The organism is Methylobacterium sp. D53M (assembly GCF_053345625.1).
Genome location: NZ_JBKFAL010000031.1, coordinates 20,553 through 34,826, shown reverse-complemented (window position 1 = coordinate 34,826; position 14,274 = coordinate 20,553). Strand labels below are relative to the sequence as shown.

Genomic DNA, 14,274 nt, shown 5'->3' with positions numbered 1-14,274 from the left:
GCGCTCCTCACAGCGTCCTCAGGGTTTCCTCGAAGTCCGGGCGGCCGACCCGCGCTCGGCAGCGCAGCAGGCGCCAGTTCGCATATTTCCGGAACTCCAGGCTCCGCCGGGGCGAGGCGCGGTCCATCATCAGCGCCCGCAGGCCCCAGTACAGGTCGTCGGCGGCAGCGTAGGCGCGGCAGCGGCTGAACACGTCCGTCCGGCAGGCCCCCTCAGCGATTTCGATGCCAAGTCGCATCTCGCTCTCGAACGGGCAGGCCTCGTTGAGGAAGGCGCCGAGCTGATGGTGCGGGTCGGTATCGCAAGCCATGTCGAAGTCGACGAGGCGCAGCGCGCCGTCCGGCGCGAACAGCAGGTTGGAGGCGTGCGGGTCGGCGTGGGCCGGCCGGCACCCGGTCCCGGCGGCGGCGAGCGCCGCCTCAATGGCGTCGACCCAGTCGAAGAGGAACCACGCGTCCGGCGGCAGGTCCGCCGGCAGGGTCTCGCCCTCGGCGCCGAGCGCCGCGCGCAGGGTCCGGATGCCGTCGAAGACGCTCCACCGGCGGCCGAACGGCGCGCCGGCGGCGATGCGGTCGAAGGCCCCGATCACCGCCGTCATGGCGTCGGGCTGGCGCAGGCGGTCGAGGGACGCGGGGCGCCACTCGGGGCCGAGGCGCCGGAACAGGATCGACCCCTGCGCCCGCGCCAGATGCAGCGGCTCGGGGCCGAGCCCCAGCGCGGCGACGCGCGTCGCGGCCTCGAACGCGGCGGCGGGGTCGATGAGAGCGGCGGCGGCCGGCTCGGTGACCTTGAGGAAGTAGTCCGGATCCGCGTCCGGCGCCGTCGCCACCAGGAAGGTGGCCGACTCGACGCCGTGGTACGACGGCGACGCCGCGCCTGGGCAGGCCACGCCGTAGCGAACCCGCCGGTCCGCTAGGAGGGGGGTCGCCGCGAGGGCCTCCTCGGCCAGCCGCTCGTGAGCGCCGTCGGGCGCGCCCGGCGCCTTCACCGGCCCTCTCCCCCGGTGCCGAGGGCCGCGAGCCCCTCCGTCGCCAGCAGCATCAGCATGTCGGCCAGGACCTGGGTGCCGAAGGCCCGATCCTCCGGGGCTGCGAACTCGGTCGGATGGTGCATGACCCCGTCCCGGCAGGGCACCGCCAGCACGATCGCGGGGCAGACGGCGGCGAGGCTGATCGCGTCGTGGCCGCCGATCGTGTCGAGGGGCCGCGGCGGCGCGTCGTTGCGGGCGCCGGCCCGCTCCGCGAGCCGGACGAGGCCGGGATGCATGGCGCCCGCGGGCCGCAGATCGATGGCGCGGACCTCCGAGTCGACGCCGGCCCGCGCCGCCGCCGCGGCGATGAACGTCCGGAGCCGGGCCTCGGCCTCCTCGAGGATCGCCGGCGCGCCGGAGCGCAGCTCGATGAACAGCACCGCCTCGCTCGGCACGGTGTTGGGCGAGTTCGGGAACACCTCCAGCCGTCCGACCGAGGTGTGCAGGTCGAGCCCGTAATCGCCGGTCATGTCCTTCAGGTCGGCGATCAGGTAGGCGGCCGCGAGCAGGGCATCGCGGCGCTCGGCCATCGGGGTCGGGCCGGTATGGGCCTGCCGGCCGAGGAAGGCGAGGCGATACTTGGTGGCTCCCCAGTAGCGGGTGAAGGCGCCGAACTGCTTCCCCTCCCGCTCCAGCACGGGGCCGCCCTCGATGTGGAGCTCGATGAACGCGTCCGGGACCGGGACCGTGTCAGTCCCGGCGTAGCCGATCGCCTCCAGGGCGTCGCCGACCGCGATCCCGGCGCCGTCGCGCCGGTCCAGGGCCCAGGCCAGCTCGGCTTGGCCGGCGAACACGCTGCTGCCGAGGAGGCTCGGCTGGAAGCGGGCGCCCTCCTCGTTGGTCCAGTTGGCCACGACGAAGTTGCAGGCCGACCTCAGCCCGCGCTCCGCTAGGGACGCGCGCACGGCACGGATCGCCTCGCAGGCCGCGACGACGCCGAGGGCACCGTCGAAGCGGCCGCCGTTGGGCTGGCTGTCGAGGTGAGAGCCGACCATGACGGTCGGCGCGTTGCCCCCGGCGAGGTCGACGTGGCCGAACTGGTTGCCGATCCGGTCGACCTGCGGCGTGAAGCCGTTCTCCCGGAACCAGGCGCCGAGCCAGTCGCGGGCGGCGCCGTCCTGGGCCGAGAGCGCGAGGCGCGTCATCGACCCGTCGCCGCCGCCACCGAAGCGCGATACGGCGTCCATCATCCCGTGGAGGCGTGCGGCATCGATCCGCACGGAGGACGGCGACGGTGTCTCAGGCATGGAGCACATCCACGTTCAGGTGTCGGAAGGCGTCGGCGAAGTCGCTCGCCAGGGGCGCGTTGGTGACGAGCGTGTCGACGTCGCCGAGACCTAGGGTCCGGATCGTGCCGAGCCGCCCGAATTTCGAGCTGTCGGCCAGGATCACCGAGCGCCGGGTCTGCTCGACGGCGGCGCGGCGCAGGACCGCCTCCTCCTGGCCGAGATCCATGAAGCCGTGCTCGCGATGCACGGTCACGATGCCCATGACGGCGAGGTCGTAGACGTGCTCGCGCACGGCCGCGACGGTGCGGTGGCCGAACAGCCCGCGGTAATGCGGCTTCATCTCGCCGCCGAGCACGGTCACCTGCGACTGCGGATCGTCGGCGAACAGGGTGGCGATGCCGATAGAGTTGGTGTGGATGGTGATTCGCCGGCCGACCAGCTGCCGGGCGAAAGCCAGGGTCGTGGTGCCGGTGTCGATGAAGACGGTCATGCCGTCCTCCACCAAGGCCAGGGCGGCCGACGCGATGCGCGCCTTCTCGCGCATGCCGACGCGCGCCCGCTCGTCGAAGGGCTGATCGTCCTTCTTCTGGTCGATGACGGCGCCGCCGTAGACCCGGCGGGCATGCCCGCGCATCTCGAGGTCCCGCAGGTCGCGCCGGACCGTCTCGGTGCTGATTCCGAGGCGGCTCGCCAACTCGTTGACCGATACGCGACCGTCGCGCTGCAACTCCGTCAGGATCAGTTGCAGGCGCGGCTCGGTTATACTCATCGGCGTCCGTCTCCCAAGGGTTGTAATCCCTCGCGACGGGACGCAACCTAGGAACGGGTTGGCACGGTCCTCGACGGGCCGCAATTCATCGGGTTCCGTCATCTGTTAACCTGCTGCCTCGACGTGGACCGGCCGGGAGCTGTGACGCGGTGGCAGGCGGCGAGCGCGCCCGCGCCGCGCATCACGAGGTTCGGACTCTCGGCCGCGCAGGGCGCGAAGGCCCGGGGACAGCGCGAGCGGAAGGCGCAGCCGGCCGGAAGGTCGATCGGGCTCGGCGGCTCGCCGTCGAGGAGGCACTCCTCGGGGCGGTAGCGGCGCTCCTCCAGGGTCGGCATCGCCGACAGCAGGGCCTTCGTGTAGGGGTGGCCCGGATCGAAGAACAGGCGCTCGTTATCGGCGAGTTCCACGACCTCGCCCAGGTACATGACGGCGACGCGGTTGCAGGCTTTGCGCACCATCGCGAGGTCGTGGCTGATGAAGATGTAGGTGAGGCCGTGTGCCCGCTGAAGCTTCTCGAACAGCGCGAGCAGCCGGAACTGCTCGGTCTGGTCGAGCGCCGAGAGCGTCTCGTCCATCAGAAGGATCTCGGGCTCGAGCACCATCGCGCGGGCGACGTTGATGCGCTGGCGCTGCCCCGCGGAGAGGCCGACGGGCAGCGCGTCGTAGAGGGCGGTGCTGAGGCCGACATCGTTCATGACCGCGCGGACGCGCTCGCGGATGCGGGCGGCATCCCACCATCCGTGGGTGCGCAGGGGCGCCTCGAGCATCGCGCCGATGCCGGTGCGGGGGGGCAGCGAGTTGAACGGGTCCTGCAGCACAAGCTGGAGCTTGCGGCGGAACCCGAGCAGCGCCGGTCCCGCGAGCGGCGCGATGTCCTGCCCGTCGCACAGGATCCGGCCGCCGCTGGGCCGCTCCAGGCGACTGAGCAGGCGCATCAAGGTGGACTTGCCGCAGCCGCTCTCGCCGACCACCGCGAAGCTGTCGCCCCTGTGGATGTCGACGGTCACGTTGCGCACGGCGCGGAGCGCGCTCGTCCCCGCGAAGGTCCCCCGCTCCCGTACCCGGTAGGTCTGCGACACGTCCTCCAGGCGGATGACCGGGCGCGCTTCGGAGTGGTCGCGCGCGGGCTCGCCGGTGCGCGGCAGCGCGGGGGAGCGGGTCCAGATGGTCGGGATCTGGGCGACCAGGTCGCGGGTGTAGGCGTGCCGCGGCCGGGCGATCAGCGCGTCGGTCGGCTGCTCCTCGACGAGGCGGCCCGCATCGATGACGAGCGTGCGCGACGCGGCCTCCCGGGCGACCGGGAGCGACGAGGAGACGAACAGGATCGCCGTCTGGAAGCGCTCCGTGAGCTCGCGCATCAGGCGGATGACCTGGGCGGCCACGGTCACGTCGAGGGGCTGAGTGACGTTGTCGGCGACGAGGAGCGCCGGATCCGAGATCATCGCGTCCACCAGCAGCGCGCGCTGCATCATGCCGCCGGAGAACTGCGACGGGTAATCGTGGAAGCGCCGGGCGGCGGAGGGTATCCGGACCGCGTCGAGCAGCGCGACGACCCGGCGGCGCGCCTCCGCGGCCGCGACGGCGGGATTCACGGCCCGCATCTTCTCGGCGATCTGGTGGCCGACGGGCAGCGTGGGGTCGAGAGCGCCCATCGGGTTGGCGCCGACATAGGCGATCTCCCGGCGCAGGGGCCGCATCGCGCGCGGGGCGAGACCGAGGATGTCCCGCTCGCGGAAGCGCACCGTCCCGCGCGCGGTGAGCGGCGGCTCCAGACCGTTGACCAGGGCCTTCGCCAGGACCGTCTTCCCCGCGCCGGTGGCGCCGACCACGCCGACGATCTCACGCGGCGCGACGTCGAACGCGATGCCGTCGAGGATCCGCCGCCCGGCGACGGGCCCGGCGAGGTCGACGCTCAGCTCGCGGACGGACAGGACCGGCGGCGTGTCCATCAGGCGCCTCCGTGGATCGCGTCGCGCGCCCGCTCGCACGCCGCGCCGATCAGGTTGAGGCCGACGAGCGTGAGGCCGAGGAACACGCCCGGCATGGTGGCGATCCACCACGCGTTCAGCAGGTACTTCCGGCCATCCGCGATGATGTTCCCGAAGGTCGGCGTCGGCGGCTGCACGCCCAGACCGAGGAAGCCGAGCGTCGATTCGAAGATCATCATGCGGGCGATGTCGAGCACCGCCGTGAACAGGATCGGCGGCACTAGGAGCGGGGTCAGCAGCGTCAGCACGATCCGGGTATGGCTCGCGCCGGAGACCTGCGCCGCCCGGACGTACTCGCGCCCGCGCTCGGCCATCGCGACGGAGCGCGTCACGCGGGCGTAGACGGGCCAGTTGGACAGCCCGAGCACGAGGATGATGGCGGGGATCGTCGGTCTCGAGACGCCGAGCACCGCGATCGCCAGGATGATCATGGGTATCGAGAGCTGCGCGTCGGTGACGCGCATGATCACCGCGTCGGTCCGGCCGCCGAGATAGCCCGCGACCATGCCGAGCGCGCAGCCGATGACGAGGGTCAGCGCGGTGGCGGCGACGCCGATCAGGACGGAGTAGCGCAGGCCGATCAGGCAGCGGACGAGCATGTCGCGGCCGATCTGGTCCGTGCCGAGCGGGTGCGCCCAGCGCCAGTGCGGACCGGCGAGGAGCGGCGGCAGCAGGCGGGCGCGGACATCCATCTTGCCGGGATCGAGGCCGCTGAGCTCGGGATAGAGGAGCGTGGCCAGGACCAGGACCCCGAGCAGACCGAGGCCGATGCGGAAGCCGGTCGCCCGGGCCGCGCGTCCGAGGATGCGGCGCCCGATCGAGCGGGCGCTTCCCGTATCGAGCGGGGCGGTCCCGAGGGTAAGGCTCGACTCGACGCCCATCAGTAGGCGAGCCTCGGATCGATGATCGTGGCGGCCAGATCGACGAGGATGTTGATCACGACGAAGATCGCGCTGGTGACGATCGCGATGCCCTGGATCAGCGGGAAGTCGCGCTGCAGCACGGCGTTGATGGTGAGCAGGCCGAGCCCGGGATAGTCGAGGATGTACTCGACGATGATCACGCCGCCGAGCAGGCTGGAGAACTGGACGCCGAGGAGGTTGAGCAGCGGCACGGCGGCGTTGCGCAGGACGTGCGCCCCGACGATCCGTGTCTCCGTGAGACCGCGGATGCGGCCGACCGCGACGTAGGCCTCGCCCATCTGAGCGGCCACGGCGCCCGAGAGGGTGCGGATCAGCACCGGGGACAGTTCCACCGCGAGCACGATGGCCGGGAGGATCGTGTAGGAGAAGCCCCCGTAGCCGACAGCCGGGAGCCAGCGGAGCTTCACCGAGAACAGGAGCGCGAGCACGATCGCGAGCCAGAAATTTGGCAGCGAGATGAAGATCGACGAGACCGCGAACGCGAACCTGTCCGCCAGTCCGCCCGGCCTGAGTCCCGCGGCGATGCCGAGGAGCGACGAGAAGGCCAGGGCGAACGTCAGCGCCAGGGCCGCGAGCTGGAGCGTCATCGGCAGCGCCTCGCCGATGAGGGTGGCGACGGACGCCCGCTCCGCCCGGGTCGCGTCGTCGAAATTCGCCCCGCCCGTGGCCGCGCCGTTCGCGGGCCGCACGAAGCTGTGGCCGAGGTCGCCGCGCACCACCTGCCCGGCGTAGCGGCCGAACTGGACCAGGATCGGGTCGCGCAGGCCCATCCGGTCGGCGATCTGCTCCACCAGGGAATCCGGCGCCATCCCGCCGACCATCAGGCGCACCGGGTCGCCCGGAACGACGCGCAGGAGCGTGAAGATCAGGAGTGAGACCAGGGCGATGATGATCGCCCCCTGCGCGAGGCGCCGGGCGAGGAAGCTGAGCACGAACATCGGACGATGGGGTCTGGGATGGCGCGCCGCCGGACGCGGCGGGGACGGGGTTCCGGTCAGGCCGTGCGCGCGGCGTCGATCGAGCCGTCGGGGTAGATGAAGAGGCCCTTCAGGTCGGCCTGCATCGCGTGGATCATCGCCGAGGTGAAGAGCGAGAGGGCCGGCGCCTTGGCGGCCAGGAGCGGCATGGTCTCGGTCTGCAGGATCGTCCTGCGCGCCTCCAGGGTCGGCGCGTTCCGCTCCTTGTCGAGGCTCGCGTCGACCTCCGGATCCGCGAGACCCGTGATGCGGTGCGAGGACCCGTGGAAATGCGTGCGCAGCACGAGGTCGGGCTCGGGCGATCCGGTCGACCAGCCGCAATCGATCATGTGGCCCGGTCCGCCACCGGGGCGGTGGTAGAGGCGCTCGTTCCAGGCCGCGGGTTCCAGCACGGTGAGGGTGACCGGGAAGCCCTGCTCGTTCAGCATCGCGGTGATGATCTCACCGTATTCCTTGGTCTTCGGGTAGAAACCGACCGAGGTGATGTATTCCAGCGGCGGCAAGCCCTTCCCTTTCGGGAAGCCGGCCTCCGCCAGCAGCGCCTGCGTCTTGTCCGGGTCGTAGGCGGGATAGTTCTTCAGGTCGACGTAGCCGAACTTCACCGGCGAGACGAAGTTCGACGAGGCGTGGCCCGCGGAGCCCAGGACATCGAGGATGACGCTCCGGTCGATCGCGTGGCAGGCGGCGAGGCGCAGGCGAACGTCGTTGAACGGCGGCTTGGAGCACCGGAACCACAGGTACTTGTTCTCGACCGAGACGATCCGGCTGACGGCGATCTTCGGATTGCCCTTGACCGTCTCGACCTGCTCGGGCTCCAGGCGCTCGACGATGGAGGCCTGCCCGTTCATCAGGGAGAGCATCCGGGTGGTCGAATCCGCCGTGAAGGTGAAGTCGATGCCGGGGATCGCCGGCTTCCCCTTGAAGTAGCCCTCGTTCGCCTTAAGCACCGTGGTGTTGCCGCGCTGCTCGACGAAGCGGAACGGGCCCGTGCCGTTGAGGCGCTTGGCGAGGATGCCGCCGGGCCCCTCGGCCACGTCCTTCGCCGACATGATCGGCAGGAACGAGGCCAGGAAGACGAAGAGGTGCGCCGGATACCCGCCCTTCGTCGTGTCGACGATCACCGTGCGGTCGTCGGGCGTCGTGATCGCGAGCGTGTCGGTCGGTCCGGGATACCATTGCGCCGGTCGATCGGGCTGCGCGCCGTACTCGAAAGTCGCCTTCACGTCCTCGGCCTTAAACGGCTTCCCGTCGTGGAACGTGACCCCGTCGCGCAGGGTGATCTGCAGGCGGTGCGGGTCGAGAAGCCTGATGTCGGTCGCCAGTTCGTAGACCACCTTGCCCGGGTCATCGAGCGTCATCGGTGTGCGCGTGAGGAAGCCCATCACGAACCCCTCGATGTTCTTCTGCGAGAGCGTCGTGTGGGCCGTCGGGTCCCAGTTCCCGGTGATGTTCTCCGCCGACAGGAAGACCAGAGGCCGCGCGCTCTGGGCGAAGGCCGAGGAGATCAGGACGTCGGGGTTGATCTGCGCGCCTGCGGCGATCGCACCAAGCCGCTGAAGGAACCGCCTGCGATCCATCCCGTCGCCCTCCACCTTCGGACCGACAGCACACATCGGTCAAAAACCACAAAGCAAGCCGCGTGCCACCGTCATGGATCGCCCGAGCGGACGGGATCGGCGCTCGCCGCCGCGCGGTCGGAACTGGGATGCTCGAAGTTCGGGCACAATGCTCGCGAACTAACCGCGCTGTCGATTATCGGATCCCCGGCGCCGAGGATGCTCGTGCAGCGAGCAAACGTGGCATCAACCTCGTGTGACAAGGCAATCTGCGACCCAAATCCGCGCCGATACAACGCGAGATGGATGGTCTGTCGGTGTCTTAAACAAAAGTAGTGGGATTAAACCGCTGTCTCAGCATTACGCGCCGAGACCACCCTGCCCCGCTCGACTGTGGCCGAAAAATCTCGACTCGGTCAGAGTACACAAAAACCATGCAGGGCCCATTGACGACGCGGAATCTCTCGTGACACGTTGAGGCATCGGTGAGTTCGGACCCGCGAGAGTAGCGGCGTCCTTCGGCGAGACCGGATTCGGCTGACGACCGAACCGTGATCGGCCCGTCATCGAGAAGGCGCGCAGAACGCCGAACCAGTCACACCACCGGCACCGAATGGGTTCCGACGGCTCCCGGCCGCTCGGCCTGCCGCTCCGCGGCCGGCCCGCGCTCCGGCACGCGCCGGCCGGGCCCCCGAACGGAGATCACGATGATCGGGGACATGTCGCGCTTCGCCTCGCCGTCCGGGACCGGCGCGGTCCTGGGCCTGCTCGTGCTCGGATCGGGACTGACCGCACATCCGGCCGCGGCGCAGACCGCGACGCCGGTCGAGACCTTGAGCGATCAGACACAGGCGCGGACGAACCCGGAGATCGCCGCCAAAGCGGCGTCCCCGGTCCGCGTCGGCCCGCTCGCGCCCTTGGCGACGGAGATGGCAGCGGCCGGCTTCACCTTCGACATCAACATGTACGACTTCTATCAGGCCAGCCCGTCCGCGGGCCTGCGCACCGGGCAGCAATCGAATTCCGCGTACTTCGTCCTGTCGATGACGGCGGACATGCAGAAGCTCGCCGGTATCGCGGGCGGCAGTATCAATTTCACCGAGACGCTCTTCGGCCTGGTGCGCAACCTCAACATGGCTGGCGACATCGGCGACACGACGGTCGGGTATCAGCCGCCCTACAATCCGAACGACAACCGCCTGTCGCTCCTGACCTATCAGCAGAAGCTGCTCGACGATCGCCTCGTGATTGAGGTGGGCCGCACCCATCCGGGCCGATACTACGCCCTGCCGCCCTGCAACTCGATCAATTCCTGCTTCCAGGACATCCTGTATTTCAATGCCGGCTGGACTTCGCCGCTCTACTCGGTCTGGGGAGCGAATTTCGCCTACAAGATCTCGCCGACCACGTACATCCAGGCCGGCGCCTTCAGTGTGAATCCCGGAACCAACGTCCTCTCGGGTTACGATTGGGGCTACGAGCGCCTGTCCGGGGCCCTCGCCATGTTCGAGGTCGGCCGCGTGACCGATTACACGCAGGAAACTTATCCCGGACGCGCCTCGTTGACGGGCTTCTTCAACGCGGCTGATCACGACGACAACTTCAAGACCGTCTTCGGAACGTCCAAAGGGCTTAATCCCGGCACGCCGGTCCTTCAGAAGTCCGGAACTTCGGGCATCGTGCTGACGGGTACGCAGACCCTCTGGCGGGCCGACGGCGGACGCGAGGTCAATCCGCACCCGACCGCGATCTCGGTCTATACGGGGACCGGCTACGCCTTCGATCCGACGATCCCGATCCGCTTCAACAGCTTCGTCGGACTGCTCCTGCAGGCCCCGGATCAGAGCCGCCCCCTCGACACCTACGGCATCAAGATCAACTGGCAGCGCCTCAACGAGAACTACACGCGCTTCCTCGCCGACGCGAACTTCATCTCGGGCGGGACGGGCGCTCCCTTCTCCCGGGACAAGTTCGTGTTTGAACTCAACGCCCACTTCGCGATGCCGGGCGGCGTGGTCTTGGAGCCGGTCGTGCAGTACCTCGTGAACGGCAATTCCTACTTCAATCCATACACGGCACGCCGCCCCAAGGACGGCTTCTACGGCGGCTTCACCCTGTCGGTCCCGCTCGGCACGCTGCTCGGCTTGGCTCCGGGCTGAGACGCGACCGCTCCGCCTGAGCGGCCATCTCCGAAGCACCCAGGCTGCGCGGGCGCTCAGCTGACTCCGTCGTCCGGCCTAGTGTCCTGCGCCTGAAGTTTGTGACAAAGTGTGGGCGTGCTGGGAGGTGCCGATGGCCTACCGCGTGCCCACGTCTCTCGATCTGGGCGCCGAGGAGCGAGGCGAGTTGGAGAGCTGGGCTCGCCGCCGCAAGACAGCCCTGGGGTCTCGCCCTGCGCGCCAGGATCGTGCTGCTGGCCGCTGACGGGGCGAGCACCACCACCATCGCGGCAGAGCTGAGCACGGGCAAGCACACGGTCGGCAAGTGGCGCGAGCGGTTCGCCCGTCTGCGCACGGACGGGCTCCTCGACGACCCGCCCTCAGGAGCACCGCGCCGGATCGGGGACGAACAGGTTGCCGAACTAATCGACCGCACTCTCTCCGAACGCCCGCAGGGGGCCAGCCACTGGAGCCGGCGCAGCATGGCCAAGGCCAGCGGGGTGTCAGGCACGATGGTCGGACGGGTGTGGCGGGCGTTCGGCCTGCAGCCGCACCGGTCCGAGACCTTCAAGCTCTCGACCGACCCAGTGTTTGCCGAGAAAGTCCGCGACCTCGTCGGGCTCTATCTGGCTCCGCCCGCACGCACCCTGGTGCGGTGCATGGATGAGAAGTCCCAGGTCCAGGCGCTCGACCGTAAGCGTCGTTCTCAGGCCACGGCTTTGAGGAGCTATGGGGCGTAGGCCCAGGCTAGCAGGTCGTCGATATTGCTCTGCGGGTGGCCGGCGACGATGCGGGTGATGACGTCGGGCTGAGTCTGTTCCTCGATGATGGGCGTGTAGAGATTGACTCCAACACCGTCGAGCGCGCGATCCGGCCGTTGGCCCTCAATCGCAAGAATGCCCTGTTTGCTGGTTCGGACGGCGTAGGCGAGCACTGGGCGGTGATCGCCTCCCTGGTCGAGACCTGCAAGCTCGTCGGCGTCGAGCCGCAGGCTTACCTGGCCGACATCATCACCCGCATCATCGAGGGCCATCCGCAGCGGCACCTCTATGATCTGCTGCCATAGGCTCACCAGCCAACGCCAGCCCTCAGAGCCATGGCCTGAGGACAGCGCTTACTTTTGGACGTTTAGAAGGGCGCGTTGTGGTGGCAGATGCTGGCCGAAAGCCGCTGGTCTGCTTTCAAGTCGCAATTGCTGTGAAGCAGACACGCCGGGCCCAGGCGGCCGGCTTGTCGGAGCGATTGCACCGACCGGCATGACCCCTTCACCGCTCTCGCGCGAGAGGGTGGAAACTTACGGCTCAGCTTTCGGTTGGCCTCCCGCCAAGGAGAATCGTTATGACCGAACACACCTCCCTCAACGCCGGCCACAGTGGCGAGACCCACCAGACCGCCGACGCCGATCACCCCGTGCTGACGACCAACCACGGCACGCTGATCTCCGATAATCAGAACCAGCTCAAGGCCGGGCCTCGTGGGCCGGTCCTGCTTGAGGACGAGGTCTATCGCGAGAAGATCAATCACTTCGATCACGAGCGCATCCCGGAGCGGATCGTCCATGCGCGTGGCTCCGCCGCGCATGGCTACTTCGAGTGCACCGAGAGCCTCGCAGACATCACCGTCGCCGACCTGTTCCAGCGGAAGGGGCAGCGCACCGAGGTGTTCACTCGCTTCTCCACGGTGGCGGGCGGCGCCGGCTCGATCGACACGCCGCGCGACGTGCGCGGCTTCGCCGTCAAGTTCTACACCCGCGAAGGCAACTGGGACCTTGTCGGCAACAACATCCCGGTATTCTTCATCCAGGACGCGATCAAGTTCCCGGACCTGATCCACGCCGCCAAGATGGAGGCCGACCGGGGCTACCCGCAGGCGGCCACCGCCCACGACACGTTCTGGGACTTCATCAGCCTCATGCCCGAGTCGACCCACATGATCATGTGGGCCATGTCGGACCGGACGCTGCCGCGCACCTTCGCTAACATGGAGGGCTTCGGCGTCCACACCTTCCGGTTCATCAACAAGGAAGGAAAGAGTACCTTCGTCAAGTTCCACTGGAAGCCCAAAGCCGGCCTCGCCTCGACCATCTGGGACGAGACCGTGAAGATCGCCGGAGCCGATCCGGACTTCCAGCGCCGGGACCTGTTCGAGCGCATCGGGCGCGGTGACTACCCGACCTGGGAACTCGGCGTGCAATTGTTCGACGAGGCCTTCGCCAACAGCCAGCCCTACGATGTCCTGGATGCGACCAAGATCATCCCGGAGGAGGTGCTGCCGGTCAGGATCGTCGGGCGCATGGTGCTCGACCGCTACCCGGACAACTACTTCGCGGAAACCGAGCAGGCGGCCTTCGTGCCGAGCCACGTCGTGCCGGGCATTGGCTTCTCGAACGATCCGCTGCTTCAGGGCCGGCTGTTCAGCTACACGGACACGCAGCTCTCTCGGCTCGGCTCGGTGAACTTCCACCAGTTGCCGATCAACGCCGCCAAGGGGCGGGCTGCGGCGGCGGGCTGCCTGTTCATGAACCAGCAGCGCGACGGCCACATGCAGATGGCGGTGCCGAAGGGCCGCGCCAACTACGAGCCCAACAGCCTTTCCCGCGCGGGCGAGCCGGGCGGCGCCCGCGAGGACGCCTCGAAGGGCTACGTCACCTTCCCCTCGGAGGAGGAAGGGCAGAAGCTGCGCGTCCGACCGGAGAGCTTCGCCGACCACTACAGCCAGGCGCGGTTGTTCTTCCGGTCCATGGACCCAGCTGAGCAGGCCCACATCGCCTCCGCGCTGGTCTTCGAGCTGTCCAAGGTCAGCCTGGAACACATCCGGCTGACGATGCTCGCCAACCTGCGCAACGTCGATGAGGATCTGGCGACCCGCGTCGCCGATGGACTGGCGATGGACCTGCCCCCCGCCTCGCCGACCGCCGCACCGGTCCTTGACATGGCCCCGTCACCGGCCCTGCGCATCATCCGTGGTCCCCTCGAACGACACACACTGGAAGGCCGCACCATCGGCATCCTGATCGCCGATGGGACGGATGCGGGCGAGCTTCAATCACTGAAGAAGGCGATCAAGGCCGCGGGCGGCCATGCGATGACCATCGCCCCGAAGGTCGGCAAGGTGCCACTTTCCGACGGCTCCGCGATCGCCGCCGACGCGCAACTGTTCGGCCAGCCCTCGGTCACGGTCGATGGCTGCGCGGTGATCCTCTCCGAGAAGGCCGCCGGCAAGCTCGTGAAGGAAGCGGCCGCGGTGCAGTGGGTGATGGATGCCTTCGGTCACCTGAAGGCCATCGGCGCCAACGCCGCGGCCAAGCCGTTGCTCGACAAGGCGGGCGTCGAGGCGGATGAGGGCGTGACCGACCTCGGCGGCTTCGTCGAGGCGGCGAAGAAGCGCTACTGGGATCGTGAGCCCAAGGTCCGTACCCTGCCCTGAACGAACGAAGGGGTCGATCGCTCGAGCGGCTGCCACGCTTCCAGCGATCGTCCTTTTCGACGAAGCCTAGACGCTCGATGGATGAGGCGGCACCCGTGGCAGCCGGTCGCCTGCGGACCTGGCGCTGCCACGTCGCGCAGCCGAAGGGTCCTGTCATGCCGGCCCATTCCTCGCCTAGCTCGGTCCATGCCCAAGGCGTCGGCGCCCTCGGCGGGAC

General features: G+C 68.9%; 10 protein-coding genes and 2 pseudogenes. 4 read left to right on the top strand and 8 right to left on the bottom strand.

Features of this window, described 5'->3' with window-relative positions; genetic code table 11:
- Positions 1–7 precede the first annotated feature (7 nt).
- From ACLBYG_RS27620 to ACLBYG_RS27585, 8 genes are all read right to left on the bottom strand, one after another.
- On the bottom strand, positions 8–988 hold the full coding sequence (locus ACLBYG_RS27620; RefSeq protein WP_447683592.1) for a phosphotransferase family protein: 981 nt from the start codon (positions 986–988) through the stop codon (positions 8–10).
- Positions 985–2,277 carry an allantoate amidohydrolase gene (locus ACLBYG_RS27615; RefSeq protein ID WP_447683591.1) on the bottom strand — a complete coding sequence of 431 codons (1,293 nt, stop codon included), beginning with the start codon at positions 2,275–2,277 and terminating at the stop codon, positions 985–987. Before ACLBYG_RS27615 ends, ACLBYG_RS27620 begins: the two co-directional genes overlap by 4 nt.
- Positions 2,270–3,028 carry a DeoR/GlpR family DNA-binding transcription regulator gene (locus ACLBYG_RS27610; RefSeq protein WP_056530356.1) on the bottom strand — a complete coding sequence of 253 codons (759 nt, stop codon included), beginning with the start codon at positions 3,026–3,028 and terminating at the stop codon, positions 2,270–2,272. The genes ACLBYG_RS27615 and ACLBYG_RS27610 overlap by 8 nt, the downstream gene beginning before the upstream one ends.
- 98 nt (positions 3,029–3,126) lie before the next feature.
- A complete protein-coding gene (locus tag ACLBYG_RS27605) occupies positions 3,127–4,977 on the bottom strand; it encodes an ABC transporter ATP-binding protein (RefSeq protein ID WP_447683590.1) in 1,851 nt (616 codons plus the stop codon).
- Complete coding sequence (locus ACLBYG_RS27600) at positions 4,977–5,897, bottom strand: ABC transporter permease (RefSeq protein WP_447683589.1); 921 nt, start codon at positions 5,895–5,897, stop codon at positions 4,977–4,979. The genes ACLBYG_RS27605 and ACLBYG_RS27600 overlap by 1 nt, the downstream gene beginning before the upstream one ends.
- On the bottom strand, positions 5,897–6,877 hold the full coding sequence (locus tag ACLBYG_RS27595) for an ABC transporter permease (RefSeq protein WP_447683588.1): 981 nt from the start codon (positions 6,875–6,877) through the stop codon (positions 5,897–5,899). Before ACLBYG_RS27595 ends, ACLBYG_RS27600 begins: the two co-directional genes overlap by 1 nt.
- A 56-nt stretch (positions 6,878–6,933) precedes the next feature.
- Positions 6,934–8,493 (bottom strand): ABC transporter substrate-binding protein, encoded by a 1,560-nt coding sequence (locus ACLBYG_RS27590; protein WP_447683587.1) that lies wholly within the window; start codon positions 8,491–8,493, stop codon positions 6,934–6,936.
- A 574-nt stretch (positions 8,494–9,067) separates the two neighbouring features.
- The gene (locus ACLBYG_RS27585) at positions 9,068–9,193 is read right to left on the bottom strand and encodes a hypothetical protein (protein WP_447683586.1); all 126 of its coding nucleotides are present in this window, start codon (positions 9,191–9,193) and stop codon (positions 9,068–9,070) included.
- Between ACLBYG_RS27585 and ACLBYG_RS27580 the strand changes: the two genes are divergently transcribed.
- The 4 genes and pseudogenes from ACLBYG_RS27580 (at position 9,192) to ACLBYG_RS27565 (ending at position 14,057) form a co-directional block, all read left to right on the top strand.
- Entirely contained in the window at positions 9,192–10,631 is a 1,440-nt protein-coding gene (locus ACLBYG_RS27580; RefSeq protein WP_447683609.1) for a carbohydrate porin, read from the top strand. The two genes, ACLBYG_RS27585 and ACLBYG_RS27580, sit on opposite strands and share 2 nt — an antisense overlap.
- Positions 10,632–10,764: 133 nt before the next feature.
- A pseudogene (locus ACLBYG_RS27575) lies at positions 10,765–11,326 on the top strand (IS630 family transposase); the annotation flags it as partial.
- Between the two features lie 110 nt (positions 11,327–11,436).
- A pseudogene (locus ACLBYG_RS27570) lies at positions 11,437–11,697 on the top strand (transposase domain-containing protein); the annotation flags it as partial.
- Between the two features lie 272 nt (positions 11,698–11,969).
- Entirely contained in the window at positions 11,970–14,057 is a 2,088-nt protein-coding gene (locus tag ACLBYG_RS27565; protein ID WP_447683585.1) for a catalase, read from the top strand.
- Positions 14,058–14,274: the final 217 nt, after the last annotated feature.

Excerpts from the sequence above, each read along its gene's own strand:
- ACLBYG_RS27615 (WP_447683591.1), bottom strand. The coding sequence starts at position 2,277 with ATGCCTGAGACACCGTCGCCGTCCTCCGTGCGGATCGATGCCGCACGC.
- ACLBYG_RS27610 (WP_056530356.1), bottom strand. The coding sequence starts at position 3,028 with ATGAGTATAACCGAGCCGCGCCTGCAACTGATCCTGACGGAGTTGCAG.
- ACLBYG_RS27605 (WP_447683590.1), bottom strand. The coding sequence starts at position 4,977 with ATGGACACGCCGCCGGTCCTGTCCGTCCGCGAGCTGAGCGTCGACCTC.
- ACLBYG_RS27600 (WP_447683589.1), bottom strand. The coding sequence starts at position 5,897 with ATGGGCGTCGAGTCGAGCCTTACCCTCGGGACCGCCCCGCTCGATACG.
- ACLBYG_RS27595 (WP_447683588.1), bottom strand. The coding sequence starts at position 6,877 with ATGTTCGTGCTCAGCTTCCTCGCCCGGCGCCTCGCGCAGGGGGCGATC.
- ACLBYG_RS27590 (WP_447683587.1), bottom strand. The coding sequence starts at position 8,493 with ATGGATCGCAGGCGGTTCCTTCAGCGGCTTGGTGCGATCGCCGCAGGC.
- ACLBYG_RS27580 (WP_447683609.1), top strand. The coding sequence starts at position 9,192 with ATGTCGCGCTTCGCCTCGCCGTCCGGGACCGGCGCGGTCCTGGGCCTG.
- ACLBYG_RS27585 (WP_447683586.1), bottom strand. The coding sequence starts at position 9,193 with ATGTCCCCGATCATCGTGATCTCCGTTCGGGGGCCCGGCCGGCGCGTG.
- ACLBYG_RS27565 (WP_447683585.1), top strand. The coding sequence starts at position 11,970 with ATGACCGAACACACCTCCCTCAACGCCGGCCACAGTGGCGAGACCCAC.